The 5,867-nt window shown below is 66.3% G+C and carries 4 protein-coding genes and 1 pseudogene; 3 read left to right on the forward strand and 2 right to left on the reverse strand.

Going from position 1 to position 5,867, the window contains the following annotated elements; translation table 11 throughout:
• The first annotated feature begins 261 nt into the window (after window positions 1-261).
• Together NZH93_RS49130 and NZH93_RS49135 are read left to right on the forward strand one after the other, a co-directional pair.
• Entirely contained in the window at window positions 262-726 is a 465-nt protein-coding gene (locus tag NZH93_RS49130) for a hypothetical protein (RefSeq protein ID WP_259630289.1), read from the forward strand.
• A 321-nt stretch (window positions 727-1,047) separates the two neighbouring features.
• Window positions 1,048-1,719 (forward strand): annotated as a pseudogene (locus tag NZH93_RS49135) (hypothetical protein); the annotation flags it as partial.
• Window positions 1,720-1,837: 118 nt separating this feature from the next.
• Here NZH93_RS49135 and NZH93_RS49140 read toward each other — a convergent pair.
• Both NZH93_RS49140 and NZH93_RS49145 read right to left on the reverse strand, forming a co-directional pair.
• Entirely contained in the window at window positions 1,838-2,161 is a 324-nt protein-coding gene (locus tag NZH93_RS49140; RefSeq protein ID WP_259630290.1) for a hypothetical protein, read from the reverse strand.
• A 140-nt stretch (window positions 2,162-2,301) separates the two neighbouring features.
• Window positions 2,302-3,324, reverse strand: coding sequence for a hypothetical protein (locus tag NZH93_RS49145; RefSeq protein WP_259630291.1), 1,023 nt, complete (start codon window positions 3,322-3,324; stop codon window positions 2,302-2,304).
• Between the two features lie 129 nt (window positions 3,325-3,453).
• On the opposite strand from NZH93_RS49145, the gene NZH93_RS49150 reads away from it, so the two are divergent.
• A complete protein-coding gene (locus NZH93_RS49150) occupies window positions 3,454-5,322 on the forward strand; it encodes a hypothetical protein (protein WP_259630292.1) in 1,869 nt (622 codons plus the stop codon).
• Window positions 5,323-5,867 lie beyond the last annotated feature (545 nt).

Consider the following 5,867-nt stretch of genomic DNA (forward strand, 5'->3'; position numbering starts at 1 on the left):
GGCCGGACCTCGGGAAGGGCACCACCCTGCGCGAGATCGTTCCGCGGAGGGCCGGACCTCGGGAAGGGCACCACCCTGCGCGAGATCGTTCCGCGGAGGGCCGGACCTCGGGCGGGAGTACCAAAGGATGGGAACAGGGCTGACCAGGGGATCTGCACCGGCAGTCTAGTAGTGGAGGCGCGATTCGCGCTGTGACACATCGCGGACGGGCGTGTCGTAGAGCGTGGCTAGGTTCTCGGGCTGCCCGACCGGGACCAGTCGTTGTCGGAGAACTGGTTCGTCGTTTCACGGACATCTGCACGTGCCGATGTCCGTGCGCAGAGAATCGTCGATGGCGCTCGTAACCACGTGCCCCTTCAAACGATGTGGCCCTCGGAGATCCACTGCGCCATCTCGGCGGTCGCCCCGGTAGCGCTTGACGAAGTCGAAGACAAGGAAGCACTCCATGCGGCCTCCAGCCCCGATGACCGCATCGGCCAGCTGACCACGCGCAACCCCTTCATCGAACTGACCGGGAGGAGCGCGGCGGCGGCAGCCGAGACACACAGCGACCTGCGGTTCGGTCCTGTGTTCGTCGAGCTGGCGGCACCGGTGCGCCCGTCAACCCCTGCAGCGATGCACGTGAGGATGGTGCGGACAGGCGTCCAGGACGTCCCGCCCAGGTTCGTGGCCTGCCTGCTGGTCGAGCAGCACTTCGGCGGCAACCCGTGCCCAGCGCGTGCCTGAGCGCCGGCTGCGTCGCCCCCGAGGACCGCAGCGAGCATCTGGCCAGGCGGATGGTCACCGAACGGCTCGCCCCGCTGCGCGAGCGCGGCGCGGTGATCTCACGATCTCCACCGCCGCCAAGGCTACGCCCGCGCCCTCGGATGGCAGGCCCCCGTGTACGTCTTCGGCTGGTCGGTCACCTCCGACGACCTCCGCCGTTCCTTCCCCGGCTAGCCGCACGCCGGAATCGCGCACGGGTTCACCCCTGAGTGCTGGCAACTGCAGCGAGACCTCGCACGTGAGTACAACGGCCCGGTCGTATGACCGGGCTGGTGGTGGACCTGGAAGCAGACCCAGAGCGCGCTGGATACCTACCGCGTCACGGGCCCCGACGACACCACCGCCGGGGTGCTGACGCTGACCACGGCACGCCGGGACCGGCACGGCATGACCCTGACCGTGCACGACTTCTGGACTGCGGACCACGACACTGCCTGCGCCATGCTGGCCTTCATCGGCCGGCACAACGCCCGCGCCGAGACGATCGACTTCCGCCGCGGTGCCCTGCCGCCCTTCCCGGACCTGTTGCACACCCTGCACCGCTTCCGGCCGACCGCCCAGGCTTGGCACCCGTGGATGCTGAGGATCCTCGACGTCGAGGCCGCGCTCGGCCTGCGCGGCTGCCCCGCCGACCTTGAGTTCACCACCACCGTCGAGATCACCGCGCCCGGCGCCACCGACCGCTACCGGCTGCACATCGCCGACGGGTCGCGCGGGGGTCGAGCCGACGACCCTCGCCGCCGTGCAGTTCACCCCGCTGCAGCTGGCCGCCTGGTACGTCGGCGGCTACCGCACCGGGACCGTCGCCCGCTGATCCGGCGCGCGCGGACGCTGCCGACGTGCTCACCGACCTCGTGCGCGCCACGACCACGCACGAGCCGTGGCTCCCTGATCACTTCTGATCAGGTGGCACGGGGCCACTGGTCGAGGTCGCCGGAGTGGTCAAGCGGATGAGCGCCGTCGCGATCCTCTGCTCGTGACGCACGCCCCAGGACCAGCGGTCGGCAGGCGGACATGGGAAAGCCCACGCCGGGCGGAAGGACTGGCGTGGGCTTGTCGTGCGGAGGCTCTGCTACTGGGGGTGCGGCTGCTGTTCGTCGGCGGGGTCGTCGGGTTCCTCGTCGCGCGCCGTCTCCTCGTCGGCGTCGACGGGCCGCCGTTCAAGCTCGGCGGGGCTGTCCGCGAGGCTGTCGGCGGCGCCGTCGGGCGCCGGCTGATCTTTTTGCTCGGCGGATTTCAGGTACATCAAGATGATCATCTTGAGGGTGAAGAGGGCGAGTTGGACAGGGCCGCTCCAGGGCTGGTCCTCGACGATCGCCAAGGCCTCGCTGCCCACCTCCGTGGCGACGAGCGCGTACCCGGCGACTTTCTCGCTGACCTTCTTTTTATTAGCCATGTTTTCGTTGTCCCATAAGGGACAACGCCTAGGCAAACCATGGATTCATGAATGGGGTCGATATGAATGATTCGGCCCTTCGTGTTTCATGAGCCGTGAATGATTAATTGCTGGACCGATTTATTCATGAGCCGGGTGGATCACGGTTCGATGATGCGGTCGCGCACCTCGGCGGGGAGGCCGTGCAGGTACAGCAGCGCCTTGTACAGCTTCTGGAACGCCACCTGCTTGCCCTTGGCGTTCGGGTTCACCCCGGGACGGACGACGTGCGGGTAGCTGGCCTGGATCGCCTCGGTCGCCTTGCGCACGACCATCGCGCCCGACTCCTTAAAGACCTTCCTGGCCTGGGCTCTTTTGTCGGCCTTGGCCTCCCCCGTTAGGCCCGCGAAGTCGATCTCGTCGTCGGGCAGGATCATCTTGGGGTCGCGGAGCACCAGTTCGAGCCTGTTGCCGCCAACGTGCTTGAGCGGCTTGCTCGTCGTGGGGAAGTTGTCGTCGTTCCAGTCCTTGATCTGCTCCTTGATGATCTTGTAGATGGCCTCGGCCTCGGCGAACGTCGACACTCTCCACGATCGCGCCGCCTGCCAGTTCGCGATGCCCTCGGCGACCAGGGCCTCGAGCGGGTCGAAGCCGGCGGGGAGGGGCAGGGGCTGATAGTCGTCGAAGATGCTCTCCAGTGACGCGGGGTCGGAGACGTGGCGCACGACGCACGGCTTCTTGTGGGCGGGGAAGGGGTTGACGTCGTCGGTGCCGCGACCGAACAACAGCGTGTGCACCGGACCGGCGAACCACCAGTGCTCCTTCGCGGTCAGCACCGACGTCAAGCCCTCCGGCCGGTACTCGCGGTAGGCGGCGTACACCACCCCGAAGGACGTGCGCACCTCGTCGTCGGCTTCACCGGTCGGGACCGGCAGCACCAGGATGAGGCCGGTGAAGATGGCCAACTTGGTCAGGTCGTCGACCTGCTCGATGCTCCACCGTTCGCACCTGACGCCCTGCTGCTCGCACTGCTTGACTACCGCGTGCGCTAGCTGCGTGCAGGCCAGACCCGCATCGTGGACCACCAGCACAAAACCGGAACGGTAAAGTTCAGAAAATACGTTCAGTTGGTGCTTTCCTGCGGCGTTTCCTGCGCCCGCGCGGGGGTCCGCGGCCTCGGTCATGGCCGGGACCGTACCGACCACCTCCATCGGCCGATACAGCACTCATGAATTTCCTCTCAGCGGATGGATTTTTTTCGGATTCATGAATGGGGTTGTGGTGGGGTCGGGTTGCCATAGACGATCCTGCTCGTGGAGGAGAACGTTGCGACTCGGTACGGCTCGCTTGGCAGGAGAACTGCCCTCGCGGCGCGGCTGGTCATTTCCACGATCGGCTACGACGCGATTATCGCCCTGAACACCGTCCACTCGAAGCTGGGGCTGCGCCCCAATCGAGCGCCCAACATCGCGGCGGCGGAATCTCCCGAAGACCGCTGGCGTCAGCTGACGATCTGGTTGTTCGGTGCGCTCGGCGACGACGGCCTCGCCGCACACCACTCTCTGCCGCCGCTCACCGTCTCTGCCGCCGAAGAGCAGATTGTGGACAAGCTCATCGGTTCTGTAGGGGCGTTCCTGCTCGCGGAGTCCCGCACCCTGAACAACAAGATCGACACATGGCTGGCCGTGGAGTTCGGCGATGAAATCCCGGAGCGCGAGGCAAGCGGTGTCGCAGCGTTGCGCGCCCACGTCATCGCCGCGGACAACGCGGGCCAGACGCTGCTGCGCATGGTCGGTGAAGGCACCTTCCTGCAAGCGCTCACCCCGCAGGCCGAGGCCGTTGCGGACGCAGACCTCGAGGACGAGGTCTGCGCGGCGGGTATGGTCGCCGGACCGGTGCTGCGGCACGACGGGCCTGAGGGCCTGTGGTTGTACTGCTCCGGCGATTTCCCTCTCCGAGACGATGATGTGCGAATCAACTGGCCGGCGGATGAGTTTCGCTCACGCGTCCTCGACCGCGTGTGCCACGAGCTCTCGGAGCGGGTGGTCGTGCTGGCCGACTTCTGCAACGGCGCGGACCTCGCCGCGGACCTGGCCGCCGCTTGGGCGGAACAGCTGGCCACCGTCGATTCGCCGCGCGGGGCACAGGTTCTGCGCGAGTTGGTCGTCACGGCCGTCGATGGCCGGCAAACCAAACCGATCGCGCTGCGGTATGGGTCGTTGAGCAGACTGCGCGACGACTGTCGTGACGCCATCGCCAGCGCGATGCAGCTTGTTGCCATCATCCCACCTGTCGTTTCATCGCAAGGCGCTGAGATGGCGCAGCTGCTCCGACCTTTGGTGCCCCAGGTCGACCGCATAATCCGGGAACGGATCAAGGATGTCGCGGTGGCACTGGCCTACGCAGTGGACACGGTCGAGCCGAGGCACATCCTGGTGGTAAGTGATCTGCCAGCATCTCCGGAGATCGAGCAGGACGTCACCCGGAGCGCTGCTTCTGTAGCGGAGTTCCAGGAACACCTCTCCCGGCTCCGGGAGGGATCCCTGTCGTACGCAGATATCTCCGTGACGGTGGCACCGATGACGCACCCGGCCTCACCAGAGCTGTGGCGGATGCTGTGCGGACAGAACGGCAATCTCACGCTGCTCGACCCACAGCACACCCCCGCGCCACCAGCTGCCGCCATCCCCGAACACAAACGGCACAGGCTCTCCCGCCGAATTCTGGTCGCCACAAACAACATCGGCGGTGCCAAGCAGAGTCGATCCCACGACGGCAGGTCGCAAGCAGCGACTCGGAGGAACGAATCTCCACAGGGGAGGAGGATCACCGTGCTGGTGAACGTTGCGGAGATACCCCCGAGACGCGTGCTCGCCAAGGCATCGGCTGCGGTGGTGGCACTCGCGCTCACACTGGCACTTGTGGGCGTGGGAGCGGGATTCATGCTCGCGGGCAACGGTCCTGGACTCCCGGCGACAATCGTCGCACTGGTGGGATTGACCTCAGGTGCTGCGGGCGTGCTGTGGTTCAGGAGAACCGAAGCGGTCACCGCCCTCAGCGTGGTTGCCACTGCCGCAGCATCACGTGTATTCGGAGATACCCAGGCTAATGCAGTCGTGGTCAGGGGCACCTCCGACGTGGGTGACTATCGTGACGCGAACTCGTCTCGCTCTCTTGTGTAGGCGTCTGCGGCCTCGGCGCACTAGGCAGAACACTGGTCGCCGCACACGCGCTCATCCGCCGCGACCGCTAGGCGATCTCAGCGATGGTGGGCTTCCGACTCTGCGTCGGGCCACCATCGCTGAACCACCAAATCCGAGAGGTGCGCAACATGTCGATCATAAACGCGCTGGGACTGTCTAACCCTCGCCGAGTCGTCAGCAAGGCGCTGGCCGATACCGCCGACCCGACAATCGACGAGTGGGTTCGGCACTGTGCCGACCAGGATCTAACTGCCCGCACGGTCGACGGCTACCGACACGGAGACTGGTGCAGCGCCGGCTACACCACCTGCGCGCACCGCAACTGCTCCACGAAGGCGCGGCCGAGCATGATCCACACCGACCACGACTGCTGTGGAAGGTCGGCGCACCACCGCTAGCAGTCGACGCTGCGGTCGTTCGCAGGCCTGTTGTTCTCGACGCGGCGTGTCACTCATGGCACTGGCTAGAATGCAGGTTCCCCCAGCTTCGACGGAGACTTCACGGTGACCAGCGCGGACGACATT

The organism is Umezawaea endophytica (genome assembly GCF_025061645.1).
In the GTDB taxonomy this organism is placed as follows: Bacteria; Actinomycetota; Actinomycetes; order Mycobacteriales; family Pseudonocardiaceae; genus Umezawaea; species Umezawaea endophytica.

Bases quoted from the DNA above. Each gene is read 5' to 3' on its own strand.
- NZH93_RS49145 (WP_259630291.1), bottom strand. From the start codon at position 3,324: ATGACCGAGGCCGCGGACCCCCGCGCGGGCGCAGGAAACGCCGCAGGA.
- NZH93_RS49140 (WP_259630290.1), bottom strand. From the start codon at position 2,161: ATGGCTAATAAAAAGAAGGTCAGCGAGAAAGTCGCCGGGTACGCGCTC.